The sequence below is a fragment of the Pseudomonas sp. S3_C06 genome (assembly GCF_054667675.1).
Genome location: NZ_CP162747.1, coordinates 3,969,543 through 3,993,108, shown reverse-complemented (window position 1 = coordinate 3,993,108; position 23,566 = coordinate 3,969,543). Strand labels below are relative to the sequence as shown.

The window sequence follows — 23,566 nt, the reverse complement described above, 5'->3', positions numbered from 1 at the left end:
AAGATGGTTGCATGTTTCCCCAGCCAAGGTGCCAACCGTGAGCGTGAACAACCCTCTGCTGCAGTCCTACGACCTGCCACCGTTCTCCACGATCCGTGCCGAACACGTCCTGCCCGCCATCGAAACGATCCTGGCCGACAACCGCGCCGCCATCGCCGACATTCTCAAGACCCAAGTCCAGAACCCGACCTGGGCCGGCCTGGTCCTGGCGATGGACGAACTCAATGACCGCCTCGGCGCTGCCTGGAGCCCGGTCAGCCACCTCAACGCCGTGTGCAACAGCGCCGAACTGCGCGAAGCCTACGAGTCGTGCCTGCCAGCCCTGAGCGCCTACTCCACCGAGATGGGCCAAAACCGAGAACTGTTCCAGGCTTATGAAGCGCTGGCCAACAGCCCGCAAGCCGCCGGCTTCGACGTGGCGCAAAAGACTATTCTGGAACACGCCCTGCGTGACTTCCGTCTGTCGGGTATCGACCTGCCAGAAGCCGAGCAGAAGCGCTATGCCGAAGTGCAGAGCAAACTGTCCGAGCTGGGCAGCCGCTTTTCCAACCAACTGCTCGACGCCACGCAGGCGTGGACCAAGCACGTCACCGATGAAGCCGCCCTCGCCGGCCTGACCGATTCGGCCAAGGCGCAAATGGCAGCAGCGGCGCAAGCCAAAGGCCTCGAAGGCTGGCTGATCACTCTGGAATTCCCGAGTTACTACGCGGTGATGACCTACGCGCAAGACCGTGCGCTGCGTGAAGAAGTCTACGCCGCCTACTGCACCCGCGCCTCGGATCAAGGCCCGAACGCCGGCCAGAACGACAACGGCCCGGTGATGGAAGAGATCCTCGACCTGCGTCAGGAACTGGCCAAACTCTTGGGTTTCGCCAGCTTCTCCGAGCTAAGCCTGGCCACCAAAATGGCCGAGTCCAGCGATCAGGTGCTGAGCTTCCTGCGCGATCTGGCCAAGCGCAGCAAACCGTTCGCTGAGCAGGATCTGCAACAGCTGCGCGCCTACGCCGCCGAACAGGGCTGCGCCGATCTGCAAAGCTGGGACAGCGGTTTCTACGGTGAAAAACTGCGTGAACAACGCTACAGCGTTGCTCAGGAAACCCTGCGTGCCTATTTCCCGATCGATAAAGTGCTGGGCGGGTTGTTCGCCATCGTCCAGCGACTGTACGGCATCGAGATCGCCGAACAGAAAGGCTTCGACACCTGGCACCCGGATGTTCGTCTGTTCGAGATCAAGGAAAACGGCCAGCACGTCGGCCGCTTCTTCTTCGACCTCTATGCCCGCGCCAACAAGCGAGGCGGTGCGTGGATGGACGGCGCGCGCGACCGTCGTCGTACCGTCGACGGCGTGCTGCAAAGCCCGGTGGCCAATCTGGTGTGCAACTTCACCCCGGCCGACACCGGCAAGCCTGCGCTGCTGACCCACGATGAAGTGACCACGCTGTTCCACGAATTCGGTCATGGTCTGCATCACTTGCTGACCCGTGTCGAGCATGCCGGTGTTTCCGGCATCAACGGCGTGGCATGGGATGCGGTCGAGTTGCCGAGCCAGTTCATGGAAAACTGGTGCTGGGAGCCGGAAGGCCTCGCGCTGATTTCCGGTCACTACGAAAGCGGCGAGCCGCTGCCGCAGGATCTGCTGGAAAAAATGCTCGCGGCGAAAAACTTCCAGTCCGGCCTGATGATGGTCCGTCAGCTGGAGTTCTCGCTGTTCGACTTCGAGCTGCACGCCACCCACGGTGACGGCCGCAGCGTTGCACAAGTGCTCGAAGGCGTGCGTGACGAGGTGTCGGTGATGCGTCCACCCGCTTACAACCGCTTCCCCAACAGTTTTGCGCACATCTTCGCCGGCGGTTATGCGGCGGGTTACTACAGCTACAAGTGGGCTGAGGTGCTGTCGGCCGATGCCTTCTCGAAGTTCGAAGAAGACGGCGTGCTCAACGCTGACACCGGTCGCGCCTTCCGCGAAGCAATTCTGGCGCGCGGCGGTTCGCAGGCACCGATGGTGCTGTTCGTCGACTTCCGTGGCCGTGAGCCGTCGATTGACGCACTGTTGCGCCACAGCGGCCTGAGTGAGGACGCGGCAGCATGAGTGAGGGGCCTGTGATTACCAAGAAACGCTTTATCGCCGGGGCTGTGTGTCCGGCGTGCAGCGAGCCGGACAAGTTGATGATGTGGAACGAGGACAGCGTGCCGCACCGTGAATGTGTGGCTTGCGGTTACTCCGACACGCTCAATGAGCAAGGACTTTCGGTGCCGAAAGAATTGGGCACGCGGGTCAACACCAGCGCGCTGAACAAACCCGCGCCGGACAAGACCGTGCAGGCCGTGCAGTTTTTTCCCAACCCGAAACTGAAAAAGAAGCCTGACCAACCCAATTGAGCCATGACTGCCTCGCACCGAATCAGCGGTGCGAGGTGGTATCTATCTAATGCCTTGCCCTTGCGCTTTCTCCGTAGGCTGATTTTTTTCAACCTGCGGTCAAGGAAGACGCGATGCCCCCTACCAATCCCCTGCTACAACGCTGGCAACTGCCGGCCTGGTCCGACGTAAAGGCCGAGCACCTGGCACCCGCCATCAATGCCATCGTGGCCGATAATCAGCGGATCATCGCCGAAGTGATCGCCACCCAGACCGACCACCCCAATTGGGATGATCTGGTGGTGGCCGTCGCGGAAGCCGACGCACGGCTCGCTGAAACCATGGGCATCATTGAAGTGCTCTCAACCGTCAAAACCACGGATATCGACTGGATAGAGCAAAGCGCCCTGTGCAGCATTACTGCGGCTCGCTATCGGGTGCAGAAGGCTGCCAACCTGGAGCTTTACCACACGTATCAACGTCTCCAGCAGAGCCCGATCGCCGACAGCTTTGATGACTTTCGCAAAGCGTCGCTGGCCAAGACACTGCGCGCTTTTCGTCGGTCGGGCATCGAATTGCCCGCCGATCAGCGACAGCGGTTAACCGCAATAAACCTCGACATCGAGTTTCAGGAGCAATTGTTCCAGATCAATCTGGAGCGCAGCAATGCCGCCTGGAGCAAGCAGATTGACCAGGCGGCGACGCTCGACGGCTTGTCAGCCGCGTTCAAGGATCGACTGGCGCTGAATGCGCGTCGAACGGGAAAAAGCGGTTGGTTGCTGACGCTGGATCGCAACACTTACGAATACTTCATGAAAAATGCGCGAGACCGGAGTTTGCGCGAAGAGTATTTCCGCGCTTATTGCACCCGGGCCTCGGATCAAGGACCGCAGGCTCTTCGGTTCGACAACGGTCCGGTCTTGCAAAAGTTACTCGGGTTACGCCATGAAAAAGCCAGGTTGCTGGGTTTCGAGAGCTTTGCCCATCTGCGGCTTTCGAATCACATGGCCAACTCGCCCGCTCAGGTCGAACATTTTCTAAAGCAGCAGATCGAGCACAATCGCGCATCACTGGAGCAGGACATACAGGCGCTGCAAGCATTCGCCGCAACGCAAGGCGTCGCAGAACTGCAGGCCTGGGATTTCGAGTTTTTTGCTGAGCAATTACGCCAGCAACACTCGGCGAGCACACTGAAAGGACTTCGCGAGTATTTTCCGCTGGATGAAACGCTGCGCCGGTTCTGCCAGTTCAATGAACACCTGTTCGGTATCAAACTGGCAGAGCAGCAAGACCTCAGCCATTGGCACGAGGATGTGCGCCTGTTGGAGGTCAGCGAATACGATCAGGTGATGGGGTACATCTACGTTGATCCGTTTCATCGCGAGGACGCCCCTGACTTTGCCTTGACCAATACTGTGCGCAACCGACGCATCAATGCCGAGGGCCGGCCAGCCCTGCCGATCGCCATCCTCCACTGCAACTTCCCGTCCGCGACCAGCGAGCATCCCTGCCTGCTTTCACATAAAGACCTGCGCGTGCTTTTCCATGAGTTCGGGCATTGCCTGCAACAGGTGCTGACCCGCTCGCCCCATCACAACCTGTCGGGTATCTCGCAACTGGGGCGTGATACGGGCGAGTTCGCCGGGCAACTGTTCGAACAATTAAGTCTTTCAGAGGAGCTGCTTCAGTGGCTGTCAGTACACTACAAAACCCGTGCGCCACTAAGCCGCACACGACTAACGTCAGCGCTGGCCGCCATCGCGACGCACACCAGCCGCGATACCGCCACGTTGCTGCTTGAGGCTTTATTCGATCTGGAATTGCACCGCAGCGAAGAAAACGGCCGAAACGCGCAACAGTGCTTCGAAGCGGTGCTGCAACAAATACCGCAGCTGAAACTGCCCGCGTATTGCCGCCTTGCCAACAGTTTCGATTATCTGGTGACCGGTTACGAAGCCTCGGTCTACGCCTACAAATGGTCAGGCGTACTGGCCAGCGAAGCGTTCAAGCGCTTTGAGCGCGATGGGGTCTTCAATGCGCAAACCGGCCGGGAACTGCGTGAAGCGTTCTTCTCTGGTGATTCGACTTCGCTGTTCAGCGCGCTGGAAATCTTTATGGGCCAGCCGGTCGCCGCTGATCTGGCAGCGCAACCGGACTGACCGATCACTCGACGTGGGCGGACTTGAACCAGCTTTTCATCGAGCAGGTGGCGAAAGCACTGGTACTGCAATCGCCATTGGCCAACGCCGTGCGCAATTTGTCGACATCCACCTGCATCATGTAACGAATACCGTCCTTGAAGTGGGTACTGTCGCCGAAACCGCCTTGGGTCATTTCGCTCAAGGCATCCTCTTTGCTCCAGCCCTGAATCACCACTCGGTACATCGCCGCCATCAGGCCGGTGCGGTCGGAACCGTGCTTGCAATGCATCAACACCGGGCCATTGGCTTCGGCAGCCTGAATCGCACGCAGGGTTTTGAGCACATCAGCGTCGTCGACATGATTGGTGCGGTACGGCAACTGCACCTGGTTGATGCCAGGTTCGGACAGCCAATTGCTATCGGCTTCCGGAAGAAAGTTGATCACCGTGGCGACTTTGAGATTTTTCAGCAGCGGCACCGCGCCGGCGTCAGGCAAAGCGCTGCGGTACAGGGTCGGCGACATCTGGAACAAGTTGTATTGCACTTCGACCGTCTGCGCCCAATCAGCCGGGCGGCCAGTGGCGGCGCCGGCAGCAGCCTGGGCTGGCATCAGCGGCAACAGAGCGAAAAGCGACAGGCACAAAACAGAAAGAAAACGAACTTGGGACATGCTGGGGTGACCGTTTCGGGATTCATCGATGAAAGGAATCGCAGCTTCGATGGTTAGCAGTCAAAGCCCCGTGAGCCGCTGGTCAAAGAAACGTGAATCCGTGTGCTTTCATCGCGCGCCGGGGCGACAAACCAGACTTTTTTCCGCTGAATCGGTTTATCCGGATCCTTAGCCTGCTACCATTTGTCACATGATGTTGCAGACGTGTCCCTTTTCTCCGGGTCAGACCGGTCCCGTCTCGACAAGAAATCTTCAAGTCGCTCGCAGAAGCGGCCACCCCTAATGCCCTGATGAGGTGCTTCTCCATGTCTGATGAAGATCGAGACAACCCGCGGCGTGAGTTTTTGCGCAAATCCCTGACCTTGATCCCGGTGGTCACCCTGGCTGGCACCAGCCTGGGCAGCAGCGTCCTGCAAGCGGCGCCCGAAGCCGCGCCTGCGGCACCGGTCGCGCAACCCGCTCGCGCTGAAGCCGGCGTGTATCAGCCGAACTACTTCACCGCCGAAGAATGGGCGTTCATCAATGCCGCCGTCGCGCAACTGATCCCCAGCGATGCCCAAGGCCCGGGCGCGCTGGAAGCCGGTGTACCGGAATACATCGACCGCCAGATGAACACGCCGTACGCCGCCGGTGCCCTTTGGTACATGCAAGGCCCGTTCAATGCCGACGCCGTGCCGGAAATGGGCTGGCAGAGCAAACTGGTGCCCAAAGAGATCTACCGCCTCGGCATCGCCGCCACGGATCAGTGGGCAAAATCCCTCAACGGTAAAGTATTTGCTGAGCAAGACAGCGCTACCCGAGACGATTTGCTCAAGCAACTTGAAGCGGGCAAGCCGCAATTCGATGCGGTTCCGGCAAAGATTTTCTTCAACCTGCTGCTGCAAAACACCAAGGAAGGGTTCTTCTGCGACCCGATCCACGGTGGCAACAAAGGCATGGTCGGCTGGACCATGATCGGCTTCCCCGGCGCCCGCGCCGATTTCATGGATTGGGTGGAACGCAACGAGCAATACCCCTTCCCGGCAGTTTCGATTCGCGGCGAGAGGGCGTAAGCATGGCAACGGTAATGAAGAAGGTTGACGCAGTGATCGTCGGTTTCGGCTGGACCGGCGCGATCATGGCCAAGGAATTGACCGAAGCGGGCCTCAACGTGCTGGCGCTGGAGCGCGGGCCGATGCAGGACACTTACCCCGACGGCAACTATCCACAGGTGATCGACGAACTCACCTACAGCGTTCGGAAAAAACTCTTTCAGGACATATCCAAAGAAACTGTCACCATCCGCCACAGCGTCAATGACATCGCCCTGCCGAACCGCCAGTTGGGCGCGTTCCTGCCGGGCAATGGGGTCGGCGGTGCCGGCCTGCACTGGTCGGGCGTGCACTTCCGGGTCGACCCGATCGAGTTGCGCATGCGCAGCCACTACGAAGAGCGCTACGGCAAAAGCTTTATCCCCAAGGACATGACCATCCAGGACTTCGGCGTCAGCTATGAAGAGCTGGAGCCGTTTTTCGATTTCGCTGAAAAAGTCTTCGGCACTTCGGGTCAGGCCTGGACCGTTAAAGGCCAACTGGTCGGTCAGGGCAAGGGCGGCAACCCTTACGCGCCTGACCGTTCCAACCCGTTCCCGCTGGAAGCGCAGAAGAATACGGTTTCCGCACAGCTGTTCGGCAAAGCGGCGAAAGAAGTCGGCTACAAACCCTACAACCTGCCCTCCGCGAACACTTCCGGGCCATACACAAACCCTTACGGCGCGCAGATGGGACCGTGCAACTTCTGCGGTTTCTGCAGCGGTTACGTGTGCTACATGTATTCCAAGGCTTCGCCGAACGTGAACATTCTGCCGGCGCTGAAACCGCTGCCGAATTTCGAGCTGCGCGCCAACGCCCACGTGCTGCGGATCAACCTCGACAGCACGAAAAGCAAAGCCACCGGCGTCACCTACATCGACGCTCAGGGTCGCGAGATCGAGCAACCGGCGGATCTGGTGATCCTCGGCGCGTTCCAGTTGCACAACGTGCGCTTGATGCTGCTTTCAGGCATCGGCAAACCGTACGACCCGATCACCGGCGAAGGCGTGGTCGGGCGTAACTTCGCCTACCAGAACATGGCGACCATCAAGGCGTTCTTCGACAAGGACACCCACACCAACAACTTCATCGGCGCCGGCGGCAACGGTGTGGCGCTGGACGATTTCAACGCCGACAACTTTGACCATGGCCCGCACGGCTTCGTCGGCGGTTCGCCGATGTGGGTCAACCAGGCTGGTAGCCGACCGATTGCCGGCACGTCGAATCCACCGGGTACACCGGCGTGGGGCAGTGCGTGGAAACGTGCGACCGCCGATTACTACACCCACCAGGTATCGATGGACGCCCACGGCGCGCATCAGTCCTACCGTGGCAACTACCTCGATCTCGATCCGGTGTACCGCGATGCCTACGGTTTGCCACTGCTGCGGATGACCTTCGACTGGCAGGAAAACGACATCAAGATGAACCGCTTCATGGTCGAGAAAATGGGCAAGGTCGCTGAAGCGATGGGGCCGAAAGCCATCGCGGTGATCGGCAAGAAAGTCGGCGACCACTTCAACACTGCGTCCTACCAGACCACGCACCTTAACGGTGGCGCGATCATGGGCACCGATCCGAAGACCAGCGCGCTGAACCGTTATCTGCAGAGCTGGGACGTACACAACGTCTTCGTGCCGGGTGCCTCGGCATTCCCGCAGGGCCTTGGATACAACCCGACCGGCCTGGTTGCGGCACTGACCTACTGGTCGGCGAAGGCGATCCGCGAGCAATACCTGAAAAACCCCGGCCCGCTGGTTCAGGCTTAAGGAGCGATGACCATGAAAAATCTCGTTATCGCGACCCTGGCGCTGCTCGGCAGTGCCTCCATTCATGCGGCCGACGTTGATCAAAGTCTGATCAAACAGGGCGAATATCTGGCCCGCGCCGGTGACTGCGTGGCGTGCCACACCGCCAAGGGCGGCAAACCGTTTGCCGGTGGCCTGCCGATGGAAACCCCGATCGGCACCATTTACTCGACCAACATCACTCCGGACAAGACCGGCGTCGGCGAATACAGCTTCGAAGACTTCGATCAGGCCGTACGCCATGGCGTCGCCAAAAACGGTAGTACGTTGTACCCGGCGATGCCGTATCCGTCCTACGCGCGTGTCAGCGAAACCGACATGCAAGCGCTGTACGCGTACTTCATGCACGGCGTCGAACCGGTGGCGCAAGAGAACAAGGCCAGCGATATTCCGTGGCCACTCAGCATGCGCTGGCCGCTGATGGGCTGGCGCTGGATGTTTGCGCCGAAGGTCGAGGATTACCAAGCGACGAGTACCGACCCGGTGATCGATCGTGGCGCGTATCTGGTCGAAGGCCTCGGTCATTGCGGTGCCTGCCATACGCCACGTGCGCTGACCATGCAGGAGAAATCCCTGAGCGCCGCTGACGGTACAACCTTCCTCGCCGGCAGTGCGCCGCTGGAAGGCTGGATCGCCAAAAGCCTGCGCGGCGATCACAAGGATGGCCTCGGCGGCTGGAGCGAGGAGCAACTGGTGCAGTTCCTCAAGACCGGTCGCAGCGATCGCAGCGCGGTGTTCGGCGGCATGAGCGATGTGGTCACCCACAGCATGCAATACATGACCGATGCCGACCTGACAGCGATTGCCCGCTACCTCAAGTCACTGCCGGCCACTGATCCGAACGATCAGCCGCATCAGTACGACGAGACAGCGGCGAAAGCCCTGTGGAACGGCGATGACAGTCAGCGCGGTGCTTCGGTATACATCGACAACTGCGCCGCGTGCCATCGCACCGATGGCCATGGCTACACCCGGGTGTTCCCGGCGCTGGCGGGCAATCCGGTACTGCAATCGGAAGACCCGACGTCGCTGATCCACATCGTGCTCAAGGGCGGCACATTGCCGGCGACGCATACAGCACCCTCGACCTTCACCATGCCCGGTTTCGCCTGGCGCCTGTCGGATCAGGAAGTGGCGGATGTGGTGAGTTTCATCCGTGGCAGTTGGGGTAACAAAGGCGCGCCGGTCAGCGCCAAGGAGGTTGCGGGCCTACGCAGCGACGATATGAAAACAACATCCACTGATGATCTTGGCCAAGTAACAGAACATCATTAAAAGCAGAAACCCTGCATGAATCATTCATGCAGGGTTTTTACTATACGTATAGCGCAACAAACTTCGCTTTTAAGGATTAACGATACTTACATAAGCCTTGGCCAGTGCAATCAACTTCGCCTTGTCATCGTTATCAATATCACCATCGCCGTCGACATCTTTCTTGTTGGTGCGAATAGTGAAGGTCTTGCCACGGTCGCCGGACACCGCCACCACGTAGATCGAATCGACCAGCGTCTCGGTGGACAGCTCTTGCTCGGCATTCCAGCCCAGCTCCTTGCGCGCCAGTTGCATCGAAACAATGGTGTTGGGTTCCGAAGCATTTGGCAGCATCATTTGCACGAATACGCCACGCTGATTGAGATAAGACATTAATTAAATCCTTTTAACCTGATTACCGGACAACCGCCCTTGGAAGTGCCAAAGACTATATTCGATAACTTGTCGCGACAACGGAACATATGTATCTCGGGTTGTACTTCGCCTTTGCATATATATTAACTTTGCCACTCAGCCATTATTCCAACGCTGAACGGTACTGGATCGTACCGGCCTGGCTCAGGTACTGTATGCATATACAGACACGGAGCCTGCCCCAATGATCAATCCTCTCCCGCCCCGTGGCCGCGGCACCGCCAGCAACCCGCACAACCGTTTTGCGCCGAACCGTTCGGTCGCCGAGGATGACGGCTGGTATCAGGAAGTGCCGCTGACCCAGGGCACCGAGGTGATGATCGAAACCGCAAAAACCATCATCACCCGCAACACCTCTCCGGATCTGCCCTTCGACCGCTCGATCAACCCCTACCGAGGCTGCGAACACGGCTGCATCTATTGCTACGCACGGCCCAGCCACGCCTATTGGGACATGTCGCCGGGGCTGGATTTCGAAACCAAGCTGATCGCCAAGACCAACGCCGCCCAAGTGCTGGAAGAACAGCTCGGGAAAAAAGGCTATCAATGCGCGCCAATCAATCTGGGTTCCAACACCGACCCGTATCAGCCAATCGAGCGTGAACACAAAATCACCCGCCAGACCCTCGAAGTGCTGCTGCGCTATAAGCACCCGGTGACCATCGTCACCAAGGGCTCGCTGATTCTGCGCGACCTCGACCTGCTCACCGAACTGGCGCAGCAACGGCTGGTGGCGGTGATGATCAGCCTGACCACGCTGGACGACGAACTCAAACGCATCCTCGAACCGCGCGCCGCCGCACCCAAAGCGCGGTTGCGCGCCATTCGGGTGATGCGCGAGGCCGGCATTCCGGTCGGCGTGCTGTGTTCACCGATGATTCCGATGATCAACGACAGCGAAATCGAAAGCCTGCTCAGCGAGGCCCACGCCGCCGGCGCGCAAAGCGCTGCCTACATGATGCTGCGTCTGCCGCTGGAGGTGGCGCCGCTGTTCGAAGAATGGCTGGCGGCGCACTATCCGCAACGGGCCGCGCATGTGCTGAGCCTGATCCGCCAAAGCCGCGGCGGTGAGCTCTACGACAGTCGTTTCGGTGCGCGTATGCGCGGTGAAGGGGTGTTCGCCGACCTGCTCGCGCAACGTTTCGCCAAGGCAATCAAACGTCTGGGCCTGAATCACCGCGAGGGCTATAACCTCGATTGCACGGCCTTCTGTCCGCCGGGTCGCCAGATGTCGTTGATTTAGCGACAATTGACCTATGGTTGAGGGGTTGGAATCCTTCCGCCGAAATCACCCAGTCACGTTTTTTGTGACCTGGAACACACGTTCTAGAGCGTTTGATTCAGTTTGAGTTAAGTTTCGGCGGCTACCTTGTTCATCGAGTGACTGACGGGTCGGGATGACCCGGATGTTTTAAACAGCCACTGGCTTCATACCGGAATACATGGGAATGACTCCCCTAATCCGCCAAAGAGGATGAATCATGAGTGACAAGGATAAACAGCCGTTGGCTGCGTCGGCGCAAACCCCTGAAGCGGAATCCGCCGATGCAGCGCTGCGACAGATCGTAGACGGCTTTTTGCATTTTCATCATGAGGTCTTCCCACAGCAGGAAGAACTCTTCAAGAAACTCGCCACGGCCCAGGCGCCAAAAGCGATGTTCATCACTTGCGCCGACTCGCGCATCGTCCCCGAGCTGATCACCCACAGCTCGCCCGGCGATCTGTTCGTAACCCGTAACGTCGGCAACGTCGTGCCGCCTTACGGGCAGATGAACGGCGGCGTTTCCACCGCAATCGAATACGCGGTACTGGCGCTCGGCGTACAGCACATCATCATCTGCGGCCACTCCGATTGCGGCGCCATGCGTGCAGTGCTCAATCCGGACAGCCTGGAAAAAATGCCGACAGTCAAAGCCTGGCTGCGCCACGCTGAAGTCGCGAAAACCATGGTGCATGAGAACTGTAACTGCGCCGACGAAAAAGAAAGCATGCCGATCCTCACCGAGGAAAACGTCATCGCCCAATTGCAGCACTTGCGTACCCATCCTTCGGTAGCCTCGCGCATGGCGAACGGTCATTTGTTCATCCATGGCTGGGTCTACGATATCGAAACCAGCGAAATCAAAGCTTACGACGCGGATCAGGGACGTTTCCTGCCGCTCGACGGCAGCCATCCGATTCCGGTGGCGACGCCCAAAGCGCGCTTCTAAATCCTCCTAAACATCTGTGTGGTTTGACGCCGGTCGCTGATTCAGCGACCCGGCCTTGCCATGCCTGAAGAAAACTTCGGGAGAATCGCCATGCGTGCGGCTCAATTGAAAGCGGTGTTGCCACGGGAGCTGCTCGCTTCAGTGGTTGTGTTTCTGGTCGCCCTGCCGCTGTGCATGGGTATTGCGATCGCGTCAGGGTTGCCGCCGGCCAAAGGGCTGATCACCGGGATCATCGGTGGTCTGGTGGTCGGTTGGCTGGCAGGTTCGCCGTTACAGGTCAGTGGGCCGGCGGCGGGTCTGGCGGTGTTGGTGTTTGAACTGGTGCGCCAGCACGGCATCGAGATGCTCGGGCCGATTCTTTTGCTTGCCGGTTTTCTGCAACTGGTGGCCGGGCGCTTGAAGCTCGGTTGCTGGTTTCGGGTCACAGCGCCAGCGGTGGTCTATGGGATGCTGGCGGGGATTGGCGTGTTGATCGTGCTGTCGCAGGTGCATGTGATGCTCGATGCATCACCGAAGCCCTCGGGGCTGGATAACCTTACGGCGTTCCCCGCGGCGGTGGCGCAGGCCTTGCCGTCGTTTGGCTGGCAGGCCGGGTTGCTCGGGCTGTCGACCATCGCGGTGATGTGGCTCTGGGAGAAATTTCGCCCGCATTCGCTGCGCTTCGTTCCCGGGGCATTGCTCGGTGTGGGTCTGGCGACCGGGGCAAGTCTGTTGCTGGCCCTGCAGGTGAAGCGCGTTGAAGTGCCAGCGAATCTGGCGGAAGCCATTGATTGGTTGAAGCCGGCAGATCTGCTCAGTCTGGCCGATCCGACGCTGTTGATCGCTGCGTTTGCCGTGGCATTTATCGCCAGCGCGGAAACGTTGTTGTCCGCCGCAGCGGTGGATCGCATGCACAGCGGCGTGCGTTCGGATTTCGACCGGGAACTGTCGGCGCAAGGTGTCGGCAACATGCTCTGCGGTTTGCTCGGCGCGCTGCCGATGACCGGGGTCATCGTGCGCAGTTCGGCCAACGTCCAGGCCGGCGCGACCACGCGTTACTCGACGATCTTCCATGGCCTGTGGCTTTTGGCGTTCGTGCTGTTGCTGTCGAGTGTGCTGCAAAGCATTCCGGTGGCGAGCCTGGCGGGGGTGCTGGTGTACACCGGTTTCAAACTGGTCGATCTCAAGGCGTTTCGAGGTCTGGGCCGTTATGGGCGGATGCCGATGTTCACCTACGCGGCGACGGCACTGGCGATCATCTTCACTGACCTGCTGACCGGTGTGTTGATCGGTTTCGGTTTGACGATGTTGAAACTGGCGTTCAAGGCGTCGCGGTTGAAGATCAGCCTGATCGATCTGCCACAGGATGGTGAGATGGAATTGCGTCTGGTCGGTGCGGCGACATTCCTCAAGGTGCCGGCGCTGACGCAAGTGCTGGGCAGTATTCCGCAGGGGACGACGGTGCATGTGCCGCTCAATAATCTGAGCTACATCGACCATTCGTGTCTGGAGTTGCTGGAGGAGTGGGGCCGGGCGAATGCGGCGAAGGGGTCGAAGCTGTTGATTGAGTCGCGGGGGTTGAAGCGCAGGCTTGAAGGCAGGGTGCGGACCAATACCGGAATCGGCGCGGCCGGCTAAATTTGCTGGTTGAACTCAACCCCTGTAGGAGCTGCCGCAGGCTGCGATCTTTTGATTTTGATTGTAAAAGATCAAAAGATCGCAGCCTGCGGCAGCTCCTACATTCGATTGTGTGTAACTCAGGCAGCAGGCTGGTCCAGTTCCAGGCCCACACCCAGTCGGCGGCCCATGCACGGCCAGCGTTTCCACGCGGCGCCGGTGTCCGGGCTGCTGAGTTTGTCGCGGTAAACCTCTACCGACTCCAGCGCAAAACTTTCGTCGTTGAGCATCTCGTCGATCGCGTGATGCACCGCTTCGTCCAGTTGGTTGGCAAATTCCTCACCGATCAATTGGTGAGCAATCAAGTTGGCGACCGTCATGTCCAGGGGGATCAGTGGCTGGCCGAAATGCTTGATGTACAGGTCGTTGACCTCTTCGACAAAACGGTGCGCCAGATAGGCTTCATCAAGCAGGCTGTCCAGGCCAACGTGCCCGGCCATGATGGCTGGCGGCTGGAGGAAATACTGCTCGGCGATTTTCAGCACCGGTTTGATCTGCGATTCGATTCCCGCTTCCCTGGCAACTTCATTGGCTGCATCCAGCAGGTCTGGCACTTCATCAATGTAGGCGGCGACAAAACGCGTCAGCACACCATTGGCGTCGGCTTCCGGCAATTGGATCGCCGGGTGTAAATGAGGCAGCTTGCTTTCCAGCTGACGGGTCAGCAGGCCGGTGTCTTTTTCGTGTTGTTGGGCTTTTTGGATCTGCTCGCGCAATGCGGCGGTGTTCATGAAAACTCCAGGAAACAAGGCAATGAAATAGGGAAGACATAACTTAGCTGGCTTACGAAAAATGCTAAGACGCATTTGTCATAATTATTTCATCCTTGATGCACCTGCGTTATATCGGTTTGCCACCACTCGTCTGCATCCTTCTCCATTCGTGCCCTTGAACGCAAGTCCCGGCTGTTTCAGTTGATTTACGTGCGCACATTGCAATTTCCCGTCGCTGTCTATACTCGCCAGTGAATGGAGTTAGCTGATGACGCCCGACTGCACCCGCAGCAAGGCCCGGCGATTCAAGTTCGTAGTCTGATGCAGCCGCTCCCTTGCCGCAGGCGAAAGCCGGCGGGATAACAAGAACGATAAGGGGAACCCGCAATGATGCGACATCCACACGTCTGGATGGGCCTCCTGTTGTGGTCGATTTTCAGCCAGGCCAACGCCGCCTGGACTGTGAATATGGCGCCTGGAGCGACTGAAATCAGTCACGCAGTATTCGACCTGCACATGACCATTTTCTGGATCTGTGTGGTGATCGGGATCATCGTCTTCGGCGCCATGTTCTGGTCGATGATGGTGCACCGCCGTTCTACCGGGCAGGTCGCCGCAAAATTCCACGAAAGCACCGGCGTCGAAATCATGTGGACCGTCGTGCCGCTGCTGATTCTGGTGGCCATGGCCGTACCCGCGACCGCCACCCTGATCAAGATGTACGACGCCAGTGAGCCGGATATTGATATCCAGGTCACCGGCTACCAGTGGAAGTGGCACTACAAATACCTGGGCCAGGACGTCGAGTTCTTCAGCAACCTGGCCACCCCCGCCGAGCAGATCCACAACAAGGAAGCCAAGGGCGAGCACTACTTGCTTGAGGTCGACAAGCCGCTCGTACTGCCGACCGGGGCCAAGGTGCGCTTCCTCGTGACCTCCGCCGACGTTATCCACTCCTGGTGGGTGCCGGCGTTTGCGGTCAAGCGCGATGCGATCCCCGGGTTCGTCAATGAGGCCTGGACGCGTGTCGACAAGCCCGGACTTTACCGTGGCCAGTGCGCCGAGCTGTGCGGCAAGGATCACGGCTTCATGCCGATCGTGGTCGAGGTCAAGGACAAGGCCGACTACGACAAGTGGCTGGCCGAGCGCAAGGCCGAGGCCGCGCAGCTTAAAGAGCTGACCAGCAAGGATTGGACCCTCGACGAACTCAAGGAGCGCGGCGACAAGGTGTATCACACCACCTGCGTTGCCTGTCACCAGGCCGAAGGCCAAGGCCTGCCGCCGATGTTCCCGGCGCTCAAGGGCTCGAAAATTGCCACCGGCCCGATCAAGGATCACTTGAGCATTGTCTTCCACGGCAAACCCGGCACCGCCATGGCGGCGTTCGGCAAACAGCTGTCGGAAGTCGATATCGCAGCGGTCGTGACCTACGAACGTAACGCCTGGGGCAACAACAAGGGCGACATGGTCACGCCAAAAGAAGTGCTGGAGCTGAAACAGGCGGAAAGCAAATGAGCCGGTCTATCGCGTACCTCGTGAACCGGCCGGGGCATCACGCCCCGGCCCGCCCCGCCCACTCACGTAAAGGAGACCGGCCATGAGCGCTGTCATCGATGACCACGGTCATGCCGACCACGCCCACGGCCCCGCCAAAGGCCTGATGCGCTGGGTACTGACCACCAACCACAAGGACATCGGCACGCTGTACCTGTGGTTTGCGTTCCTGATGTTCCTGCTTGGCGGCTCGTTCGCCATGGTGATCCGCGCCGAGCTGTTCCAGCCCGGTTTGCAGATCGTCGAACCGGCGTTTTTCAACCAGATGACCACCATGCATGGACTGGTGATGGTCTTCGGCGCAGTGATGCCGGCGTTCGTCGGCCTCGCCAACTGGATGATCCCACTGATGGTCGGCGCGCCGGACATGGCCCTGCCACGGATGAACAACTTCAGCTTCTGGTTGTTGCCGGCGGCGTTTCTGCTGTTGGTCTCGACCCTGTTCAGCCCCGGTGGCGGGCCGAACTTCGGCTGGACCTTTTACGCACCGCTGTCGACGACTTACGCGCCGGAAAGCGTGACCTTCTTCATCTTCGCCATCCACCTGATGGGGATCAGTTCGATCATGGGCGCGATCAACGTGATCGCCACCATTCTCAACCTGCGCGCCCCCGGCATGACCCTGATGAAAATGCCGCTGTTCGTCTGGACCTGGCTGATCACCGCGTTCCTGCTGATCGCGGTGATGCCGGTGCTGGCCGGGTGCGTGACGATGATGCTGATGGACATCCACTTCGGCACCAGTTTCTTCAGTGCTGCCGGTGGCGGTGACCCGGTGCTGTTCCAGCATGTGTTCTGGTTCTTCGGCCACCCGGAGGTGTACATCATGATCCTGCCGGCGTTCGGCGCGGTCAGCCAGATCATCCCGACCTTCGCGCGCAAACCGCTGTTCGGCTACACCTCGATGGTCTACGCCACGGCGAGCATCGCGTTCCTGTCGTTCATCGTCTGGGCGCACCACATGTTTGTGGTCGGCATTCCGTTGGTGGGCGAGCTGTTCTTCATGTACGCGACCATGCTCATCGCGGTGCCGACCGGGGTCAAGGTGTTCAACTGGGCCAGCACCATGTGGCAAGGCTCGATGACCTTCGAGACACCGATGCTGTTTGCCGTGGCGTTCGTGATCCTGTTTTCCATCGGCGGTTTCTCCGGGCTGATGCTGGCCATCGCCCCGGCGGACTTCCAGTATCAGGACACCTACTTTGTGGTCGCGCACTTCCACTATGTGCTGGTGCCGGGGGCGATCTTCGGGATCTTCGCCTCGGCCTATTACTGGTTGCCGAAATGGACCGGGCACATGTACGACGAAACCCTCGGCAAGCTGCATTTCTGGCTGTCGTTCGTCGGCATGAACCTGACCTTTTTCCCGATGCACTTCGTGGGACTGGCGGGGATGCCGCGACGGATCCCGGACTACAACCTGCAGTTCGCCGACTTCAACATGGTTTCGTCGATTGGCGCGTTCATGTTCGGTGCCACGCAGATCTTCTTCCTGTTCATCGTGATCAAGACCATTCGGGGTGGCGAGCCTGCACCGGCCAAGCCTTGGGATGGCGCGGAAGGCCTGGAGTGGAGCGTGCCGTCACCGGCGCCGTATCACACCTTCACCACACCGCCGGAAGTGAAATGAACACAGATCTCCCTGTGGGAGCGAGCCTGCTCGCGATGGCGGTGTGTCAGGCACACCGCGGTGGACCCATCGCGAGCAGGCTCACTCCTACAGGGTTTAGTGGGGAGGCATGAATCATGGCTGACTCGATCTCGATGAAAAAACTCGTCACTCGCCTGCTCGGGGTGGTGGTGGCGATGTTTGTCTTCGGCTTTGCCCTGGTGCCGATCTACGACGTGATGTGCAAGGCCTTCGGCATCAACGGCAAGACTGCCGGACAGTACGAGGGTGAACAGGTGGTCGACACTTCGCGCCAGGTGCGCGTGCAGTTTCTGTCGACCAACACCGCCGATATGCCATGGGATTTCTATCCCAAGCACGACGAACTCACCGCCAACCCCGGCGCGGTCAACGAGATGATTTTCATCGCGCGCAACCCCACCGACAAGCCGATGAGTGCGCAAGCCGTGCCGAGTATCGCGCCGAGCAACGCGGCGGCGTATTTCCACAAGACCGAATGCTTTTGTTTTACCCAGCAGGTGCTGCAGCCCGGTCAGCAGATCGAGATGCCGGTGCGCTTCATTGTTGACCGCGACATGCCCAAGGATGTGAAGCACCTGACGCTGTCCTACACGCTGTTCGATATCACCGCCCGACATCCGCCGGTGGCTGCAAACACTGGCGGTTGAGCGTGCCCGATAAGGAGAACAATAAATGGCAACTCATGAGCATTATTTCGTTCCGGCCCAGAGCAAATGGCCGATCATTGCCACGGTCGGGATGCTCGTCACCGTGTACGGCCTGGCCACCTGGTTCAACGATCTGAAGGCCGCGCGCCCGGAATCCCACGGCCCGCTGATCTTTTTCATCGGCGGCCTGCTGGTGGCGTACATGCTGTTCGGCTGGTTCGGCACGGTGATCAAGGAAAGCCGCGCAGGACTCTACAGCGCGCAGCTGGATCGCTCGTTCCGCTGGGGCATGAGTTGGTTCATCTTCTCCGAGGTGATGTTCTTCATCGCCTTCTTCGGCGCGCTGTTTTACGTACGACACATTTCCGGCCCGGCGCTTGGCGGCGAAGGCCCGAAAGGCATCGCGCACATGCTCTGGCCGAACTTCCAGTTCACCTGGCCGCTGCTGCACACGCCAGACCCGAAACTGTTCCCGCCGCCCAAGGACATCATCAGCCCGTGGGGCCTGCCGCTGATCAACACGATCCTGCTGGTCAGCTCCAGTGTGACCATCACCATCGCCCACCACGCCTTGAAGAAGGGCCATCGCGGCGCGCTGAAAATCTGGCTGGCGATCACCGTGCTGCTGGGTTGCGCGTTTCTCGGTTTCCAGGCTGAGGAATACATTCACGCCTATCACGAGCTGGGCCTGACCCTCGGTTCGGGCATTTATGGCGCGACGTTCTTCATGCTCACCGGATTCCACGGCGCCCACGTGACCATCGGCACGATCATTCTGTTTGTGATGCTGATGCGGGTCATGAAGGGCCATTTCGACAACGAACATCAGTTCGGTTTCGAAGCGGCGAGCTGGTATTGGCACTTCGTCGACGTGGTGTGGATCGGCCTTTTTATCTTCGTTTACGTGCTCTGAGGACCAGAGTTACCAAGGCGCATGCGACACCAGTTGGCCGCTGTAAAAGCCCCAGGCGATCAAGCCGACGGTGACTGCGGCCAATGCCACCCGAACACTCAAGGCGATGACCAGGCGATTCGAGCTGCTGTCGTCCTTGACCAGGAAAAACAGGCCGCTGAACAGGCTGATCACCGTGGCAATCAGCATCAGGACGATCGCTGTTTTGAGCATGGGAAGAACTCCGGGGGACAGGCGATGCAGTTGAGTATAGCGATCGCAACGACTGACTTTGTGGCGCAGCCATGAAGCGTTTTCGCCCGGGCGTGATACCGACCGTGGTGGTGGCGCTTTTGCTGCCGCTGCTGGTGTCGTTGGGTTTCTGGCAATTGAGCCGTGGCGCCGAGAAAACCGCCCTGCTCGCCAGTTACGCCGAACGCCGCGCCGCCGAACCGATGGCCAGCAGCGAGTTACTGAGCAGCGCCGATCCGGCCTATCGCCGTGTGCATCTGCACGGCCAGTTCGATGCCGCGCACAGTCTGTTGCTCGACAACCGCCAGCGCGACGGCAAGGTCGGCGTCGAGTTACTGCAACCGTTTCAGGATCAACGCAGCGGTTTGTGGCTGCTGGTCAATCGCGGCTGGTTGCCGTGGCCGGATCGCCGCGTGCCGCCACAATTTTCCACACCTGCCGATGCGCTGAATATCGACGCCTGGGTCTACGTCGCCCCCGGCGCTACTTTCCAGTTGCACGCCGATCCGGTCAGCAACACCTGGCCGCAAACCATCACTGCCGTCGAGCCCACCAAGCTGTGGCAAACCCTCGAGCGCGACGGCTTCGCCTACGAATTACGCGTCGAACCCGGCCCGGCCAGCTACGAGGCCGATTGGCCGGTGGTCGCCATGGGCCCGGAAAAACACCTCGGTTACGCCGTGCAGTGGTTCGCCATGGCCACCGCCCTGCTCGGCCTCTACGTCTATTTGGGCTTGCACAACGCAAAGGAGAAACACCATGGGAACGGCCATGAATCCACCCAGCATGTCTGAGGCGAAACCTGCCGCCAGCCGCCGTCGCGGGCGCATTCAGTTATTGCTGATTGTGCTCGGCGTGGTCGGCCCGATGCTGCTCGCCACCGGCATGTACAAATTGCAGTTCTGGGTGCCGGAAGGTCGCAGCTATCACGGTGAGCTGATCGGCAACGGCCAGACCCGCGCCGACCTCGGCGTGCAGGCCGACGAGGAGCGCTGGCAGATCCTGGTCACCGCGCCGAAGGATTGCGCGGTGGACTGCCAGCAACTGGTGTATCTGGCGCGGCAGATCCAGATCGGCCTCGGTCGCGAGGCCGGCCGCGCCAGTCATGCCCTCGCCGTCGCGCAACCAGTGAGCGCCGATTACGAGGCCAAGCTGACCCGTGAATATCCACAACTGCAACGCTATCCGCTGGACGCTGGTGTGTTCAGCAAAACCACTGGCGACAAAGCCACGCCACAACTGTGGATCATCGACCCGCACGGCAACCTCGTGCTGCGTTACGAGCCGAATGTGAAAGGCAAGGATCTGCTCAACGACCTGCGGCACCTGCTGAAACTGTCGAACATCGGATAAGGGCATCGTCATGGCCAAACCTGGATTTCGCCTCGCGCTGTTTGCCACCCTGCTGGCACTGATTGTGGTGCTGCTCGGCGCTTACACGCGCCTGACCCACGCCGGCCTCGGCTGTCCGGACTGGCCGGGCTGCTACGGCTTTATCAGCGTGCCGAAAAGCGAAGCGCAACTGGCCCATGCCGAACTGCATTACCCCGACTCGCCGGTGGAGGCGCACAAGGGCTGGAACGAGATGATTCACCGCTATTTCGCTGGCACCCTTGGCCTGCTCATTTCGATTCTCGCCGGGCGGGCGTGGGTCAATCGACGTCATCCGGGACAGCCGTTGAAGCTACCGCTGTTTCTGCTGGCGGTGGTGTTTGCGCAAGCCGCGTTCGGCATGTGGACGGTGACGCTCAAGCTCTGGCCGCAGGTGGTCACCGGGCATTTGCTCGGCGGCTTTGCGACCCTGAGCCTGTTGTTTTTGCTGACGTTGCGATTGTCCGGCGTGCTGCCGGCGCTGACCGTACCCAAGCGTTTGCAGTATTGGGCGACGGCAGGATTGTTACTGGTGATTGGCCAGATCGCGCTGGGCGGCTGGGTCAGTTCCAACTACGCGGCGGTGGCCTGTATCGACTTCCCGACCTGCCACGGGCAATGGCTACCGCCAGCGGATTTCGCCAACGGTTTTCATCTGACTCAACACATCGGCCCGAATTATCTCGGCGGGCAACTCGACAGCGATGCGCGCACGGCGATTCACCTGACTCATCGCATTGGTGCGCTGCTGGTGACATTGGTTTTGCTCGGTCTGGCCTGGCAATTGAAAGTGGTCGGTATGACGCGGCTGGCCGGCCTGGTGCTGATTGCCCTCGCCGCGCAAATCACCCTCGGTATCAGCAACGTGTTGTTCCATCTGCCGCTGCCGGTGGCGGTCGCGCATAACGCCGGCGGTGCGGCGCTGTTGCTGACCATGGTGCTGGTCAATTACCACGCGCGCACCAGTCTGGTTCGGGTCAAACAACCGGTGCTCGCACGCTGGCGTCTGAGCCCGCATAAACACGCGGCCGCGCCCATCACCATAAAAGGAGAAACACCGTGGCGATTCTGATTGGCGAACGCCCGCATCAGGCGATCTGGCGTGATTATCTGGAACTGACCAAACCGAAAGTCGTGGTGCTGATGCTGATCACCTCGCTGGTCGGCATGTTCCTCGCGACTCGCGCCGGGGTGCCGTGGACGGTGCTGGTGTTCGGCAATCTGGGGATTGCCCTGTGTGCTGGTGGCGCGGCGGCGGTCAATCATGTGGTCGATCGGCGCATCGATGCGGTGATGGCGCGCACGCATAAACGGCCGTTAGCAGAAGGCCGGGTTTCACCGGCGGCAGCGCTGACCTTTGCTCTGGTGCTGGCGCTGCTCGGTCAGGCCTTGTTGCTGACGTTCACCAATCCGCTGACGGCGTGGCTGACCCTGGCTTCGCTGCTCGGTTATGCGGTGATCTACACCGGTTTCCTTAAACGGGCGACGCCGCAGAACATTGTCATCGGTGGCCTCGCCGGCGCCGCGCCACCGCTGCTTGGCTGGACCGCCGCCACCGGCCACGTCAGCGCCGAACCGTTGTTACTGGTGCTGATCATCTTCGCCTGGACGCCGCCGCACTTCTGGGCGCTGGCGATCCATCGCAAAGAGGAATACGCCAAGGCTGACATCCCGATGCTGCCGGTCACCCACGGCGAGCACTACACCAAAGTGCATATTCTGCTGTACACCTTCGCGCTGCTGGCGGTGAGCCTGCTGCCGTACGTGATCCACATGAGCGGCGCGCTCTACCTGATTTGCGCGCTCGCGCTCGGCGCAAGGTTTCTGCAATGGGCCGTGGTGCTGTACCGTGGCACTCGGCCGCACGCGGCGATCAACACCTTCAAGTACTCTATTTGGTACTTGTTTCTGCTGTTCATCGCCCTGCTCGTAGACCACTACTTACTGTTGAACCTATGACTCGAACCCAGAAAACCGTCTTCATCCTCGTCGCCGTGATCGCGCTGATCCTCGGCCTGACCGTCAACAAAGTGCTGAGCGGCAAGGGCCAGGGCGACCCGACTGCGCTGATCGACGCCGGCATTATTCTGCTGCCGCAGAGCCGCAATCTGCCGGACGTGACGATGACTGATCAGGACGGCAAACCGGTGGCGATCAATGAGCTCAAAGGTAAGTGGAGTCTGTTGTTCTTCGGCTACACCTTCTGCCCGGACATCTGCCCGACCACCCTCGCACAGCTGCGCCAGATCAAAAGCGAACTGCCCAAGGACGCTGTGGACAAGTTGCAGATCGTGCTGGTCAGCGTTGACCCGAACCGCGATAACCCCAAGCAGTTGAAGCAGTATCTGGGTTACTTTGATCCGCAGTTTGTTGGCCTGACACCGACTTCGATTGAAGAACTGCAGAAGGTGGCGAATGCGGTGAGTATTCCGTTTATTCCGGCGGACACCAGCAAGCCGAATTACACCGTCGACCATAGCGGCAATCTCGCGGTGATCGGGCCGGATGGTACGCAGCGTGGGTTTATTCGGGCGCCGCTGAACAACGCCAAACTGGTCGCGCAGTTGCCGGTGATGCTTAACCGCAAGTAATCGCCTAAAGGCAAAAGCCCCTCACCCTAGCCCTCTCCCAGAGGGAGAGGGGACTGATCGGGGGATGCTGACGAAATACGCCGACCTGTAATCGCTGTGCTGAATCCATAATCGTCAAGATCGTATAGGTCGATGTGCTGTGCCGAATCCATAATCGACTGGATCTTTCAGGTCGATGTAGAACGCAAGACACCTCGGTCGGCCCCCTCTCCCTCGGGAGAGGGCTGGGGTGAGGGGAAGCTTCACAGCAGGTCGCAAGCCGAACACCAGACACAAAAAAGGGGACGCTCATG

The 23,566-nt window shown here is 59.7% G+C and carries 22 protein-coding genes; 18 read left to right on the top strand and 4 right to left on the bottom strand.

Annotation, left to right across the window (positions count from 1 at the left end):
* The first annotated feature begins 37 nt into the window (after positions 1-37).
* The 3 genes from prlC (at position 38) to AB4N44_RS17830 (ending at position 4,517) form a co-directional block, all read left to right on the top strand.
* Positions 38-2,089, top strand: coding sequence for an oligopeptidase A (prlC, locus tag AB4N44_RS17840; RefSeq protein WP_460108210.1), 2,052 nt, complete (start codon positions 38-40; stop codon positions 2,087-2,089).
* Positions 2,086-2,379 (top strand): YheV family putative zinc ribbon protein, encoded by a 294-nt coding sequence (locus AB4N44_RS17835; protein ID WP_127925333.1) that lies wholly within the window; start codon positions 2,086-2,088, stop codon positions 2,377-2,379. Before prlC ends, AB4N44_RS17835 begins: the two co-directional genes overlap by 4 nt.
* Positions 2,380-2,492: 113 nt before the next feature.
* Positions 2,493-4,517 (top strand): M3 family metallopeptidase, encoded by a 2,025-nt coding sequence (locus AB4N44_RS17830; RefSeq protein ID WP_460108213.1) that lies wholly within the window; start codon positions 2,493-2,495, stop codon positions 4,515-4,517.
* Positions 4,518-4,521: 4 nt separating this feature from the next.
* Here the strand turns inward: AB4N44_RS17830 and AB4N44_RS17825 are convergent, their stop codons facing one another.
* The gene (locus AB4N44_RS17825; RefSeq protein WP_127925331.1) at positions 4,522-5,169 is read right to left on the bottom strand and encodes a dual specificity protein phosphatase family protein; all 648 of its coding nucleotides are present in this window, start codon (positions 5,167-5,169) and stop codon (positions 4,522-4,524) included.
* A gap of 305 nt (positions 5,170-5,474) precedes the next feature.
* Here AB4N44_RS17825 and AB4N44_RS17820 point away from each other — a divergent pair, with 305 nt between their 5' ends.
* Genes AB4N44_RS17820 through AB4N44_RS17810 form a run of 3 tightly spaced genes read left to right on the top strand, consistent with a single transcriptional unit; the run spans position 5,475 to position 9,322 of the window.
* Positions 5,475-6,221: a gluconate 2-dehydrogenase subunit 3 family protein gene (locus tag AB4N44_RS17820; RefSeq protein ID WP_460108216.1), complete on the top strand. Its 747-nt coding sequence runs from the start codon at positions 5,475-5,477 to the stop codon at positions 6,219-6,221.
* Positions 6,222-6,223: 2 nt separating this feature from the next.
* Positions 6,224-8,008, top strand: coding sequence for a GMC family oxidoreductase (locus AB4N44_RS17815; protein WP_460108218.1), 1,785 nt, complete (start codon positions 6,224-6,226; stop codon positions 8,006-8,008).
* A 12-nt stretch (positions 8,009-8,020) separates the two neighbouring features.
* Positions 8,021-9,322 (top strand): c-type cytochrome, encoded by a 1,302-nt coding sequence (locus AB4N44_RS17810; RefSeq protein ID WP_460108220.1) that lies wholly within the window; start codon positions 8,021-8,023, stop codon positions 9,320-9,322.
* A 69-nt stretch (positions 9,323-9,391) separates the two neighbouring features.
* Here AB4N44_RS17810 and AB4N44_RS17805 read toward each other — a convergent pair whose 3' ends face one another.
* The gene (locus AB4N44_RS17805) at positions 9,392-9,694 is read right to left on the bottom strand and encodes a hypothetical protein (RefSeq protein ID WP_460108223.1); all 303 of its coding nucleotides are present in this window, start codon (positions 9,692-9,694) and stop codon (positions 9,392-9,394) included.
* A 226-nt stretch (positions 9,695-9,920) separates the two neighbouring features.
* Between AB4N44_RS17805 and AB4N44_RS17800 the strand changes: the two genes are divergently transcribed.
* The 3 genes from AB4N44_RS17800 to AB4N44_RS17790 all read left to right on the top strand — a co-directional run bounded on the left by AB4N44_RS17800 (position 9,921) and on the right by AB4N44_RS17790 (position 13,563).
* Positions 9,921-10,979, top strand: coding sequence for a PA0069 family radical SAM protein (locus AB4N44_RS17800; protein ID WP_316917389.1), 1,059 nt, complete (start codon positions 9,921-9,923; stop codon positions 10,977-10,979).
* A 238-nt stretch (positions 10,980-11,217) separates the two neighbouring features.
* On the top strand, positions 11,218-11,946 hold the full coding sequence (locus AB4N44_RS17795; protein WP_007911720.1) for a carbonic anhydrase: 729 nt from the start codon (positions 11,218-11,220) through the stop codon (positions 11,944-11,946).
* A 90-nt stretch (positions 11,947-12,036) separates the two neighbouring features.
* The gene (locus tag AB4N44_RS17790) at positions 12,037-13,563 is read left to right on the top strand and encodes a SulP family inorganic anion transporter (RefSeq protein WP_122604742.1); all 1,527 of its coding nucleotides are present in this window, start codon (positions 12,037-12,039) and stop codon (positions 13,561-13,563) included.
* Positions 13,564-13,682: 119 nt separating this feature from the next.
* Here the strand turns inward: AB4N44_RS17790 and AB4N44_RS17785 are convergent, their stop codons facing one another.
* The gene (locus AB4N44_RS17785) at positions 13,683-14,333 is read right to left on the bottom strand and encodes a hypothetical protein (protein ID WP_127925325.1); all 651 of its coding nucleotides are present in this window, start codon (positions 14,331-14,333) and stop codon (positions 13,683-13,685) included.
* A gap of 369 nt (positions 14,334-14,702) precedes the next feature.
* Here AB4N44_RS17785 and coxB point away from each other — a divergent pair, with 369 nt between their 5' ends.
* From coxB to AB4N44_RS17765, 4 genes are all read left to right on the top strand, one after another.
* Positions 14,703-15,830, top strand: a complete 1,128-nt coding sequence (coxB, locus tag AB4N44_RS17780) for a cytochrome c oxidase subunit II (protein WP_127925324.1) — start codon at positions 14,703-14,705, stop codon at positions 15,828-15,830.
* 82 nt (positions 15,831-15,912) lie between these two features.
* Positions 15,913-17,499, top strand: coding sequence for a cytochrome c oxidase subunit I (gene ctaD / locus AB4N44_RS17775; protein WP_095119635.1), 1,587 nt, complete (start codon positions 15,913-15,915; stop codon positions 17,497-17,499).
* A gap of 116 nt (positions 17,500-17,615) precedes the next feature.
* On the top strand, positions 17,616-18,167 hold the full coding sequence (locus AB4N44_RS17770) for a cytochrome c oxidase assembly protein (RefSeq protein ID WP_102902574.1): 552 nt from the start codon (positions 17,616-17,618) through the stop codon (positions 18,165-18,167).
* Between the two features lie 25 nt (positions 18,168-18,192).
* Positions 18,193-19,080: a cytochrome c oxidase subunit 3 gene (locus tag AB4N44_RS17765; RefSeq protein ID WP_460108228.1), complete on the top strand. Its 888-nt coding sequence runs from the start codon at positions 18,193-18,195 to the stop codon at positions 19,078-19,080.
* A gap of 9 nt (positions 19,081-19,089) precedes the next feature.
* Here the strand turns inward: AB4N44_RS17765 and AB4N44_RS17760 are convergent, their stop codons facing one another.
* Positions 19,090-19,293: a twin transmembrane helix small protein gene (locus AB4N44_RS17760; protein ID WP_127925322.1), complete on the bottom strand. Its 204-nt coding sequence runs from the start codon at positions 19,291-19,293 to the stop codon at positions 19,090-19,092.
* Positions 19,294-19,364: 71 nt separating this feature from the next.
* Here AB4N44_RS17760 and AB4N44_RS17755 point away from each other — a divergent pair, with 71 nt between their 5' ends.
* Genes AB4N44_RS17755 through AB4N44_RS17735 form a run of 5 tightly spaced genes read left to right on the top strand, consistent with a single transcriptional unit; the run spans position 19,365 to position 23,273 of the window.
* Positions 19,365-20,105, top strand: coding sequence for an SURF1 family protein (locus AB4N44_RS17755; protein ID WP_150776522.1), 741 nt, complete (start codon positions 19,365-19,367; stop codon positions 20,103-20,105).
* On the top strand, positions 20,071-20,664 hold the full coding sequence (locus AB4N44_RS17750; protein ID WP_460108232.1) for a hypothetical protein: 594 nt from the start codon (positions 20,071-20,073) through the stop codon (positions 20,662-20,664). Before AB4N44_RS17755 ends, AB4N44_RS17750 begins: the two co-directional genes overlap by 35 nt.
* Before the next feature lie 10 nt (positions 20,665-20,674).
* A complete protein-coding gene (locus AB4N44_RS17745) occupies positions 20,675-21,754 on the top strand; it encodes a COX15/CtaA family protein (RefSeq protein ID WP_460108235.1) in 1,080 nt (359 codons plus the stop codon).
* Positions 21,742-22,641: a heme o synthase gene (gene cyoE, locus AB4N44_RS17740; RefSeq protein ID WP_160037665.1), complete on the top strand. Its 900-nt coding sequence runs from the start codon at positions 21,742-21,744 to the stop codon at positions 22,639-22,641. Before AB4N44_RS17745 ends, cyoE begins: the two co-directional genes overlap by 13 nt.
* Complete coding sequence (locus AB4N44_RS17735; RefSeq protein ID WP_007911741.1) at positions 22,638-23,273, top strand: SCO family protein; 636 nt, start codon at positions 22,638-22,640, stop codon at positions 23,271-23,273. The genes cyoE and AB4N44_RS17735 overlap by 4 nt, the downstream gene beginning before the upstream one ends.
* Positions 23,274-23,566: the final 293 nt, after the last annotated feature.